Here is a 420-nt window from a genome sequence, read left to right as displayed (position 1 = left end):
CCAAAATCGCTACCAAAAAAGTCATCAAAGGTTCGAGTAAGAATATAAATTTACTCATCAAATTTTCTTGTTTTGTTTCATAAAAATTTGAAATTTTCTCACTCATCAAATCAAGCTTAGCACTTTTCATAGCTATATTAAGCATGGAAAGTACAACCCCTTCAAAAAGATGAGACTTTTTAAAAGCTTCATCTGGGCTTAAACCCTGCTGACAAAGTGTTGAAATGTGTTTGCATTTTTTGCAAAGAAATTTATTTTTTAGACTTGAGCTCGCAAGAAAAAAGGCGGTCAAAAAATCAACCTTATTTTTTAAAAGCAAAGAAAAGACCAAGAAAAAAGTGCAAAATTCATTATAAAAAATCATATTTTTAACAAAGGGTATTTTAAGCAATAAAAAATCCACCCAAAGGCTAAATATAG

The 420-nt window shown here is 29.3% G+C and carries 1 protein-coding gene; it reads right to left on the bottom strand.

All coding sequences use genetic code 11. The features are described from left to right. Positions 1-292, bottom strand: a 292-nt coding sequence (locus CQA75_RS09005) for a type II secretion system F family protein (RefSeq protein ID WP_246023834.1), incomplete at its 3' end; no start/stop codon positions are given. Between the last annotated feature and the right edge of the window lie 128 nt (positions 293-420).

The sequence above is a fragment of the Campylobacter taeniopygiae genome, from assembly GCF_005406225.1.
Lineage (GTDB): Bacteria > Campylobacterota > Campylobacteria > Campylobacterales > Campylobacteraceae > Campylobacter_D > Campylobacter_D taeniopygiae.
The sequence above is the reverse complement of the archived record's forward strand: the minus strand, read 5'-3'. Positions and strand labels throughout refer to the sequence as shown.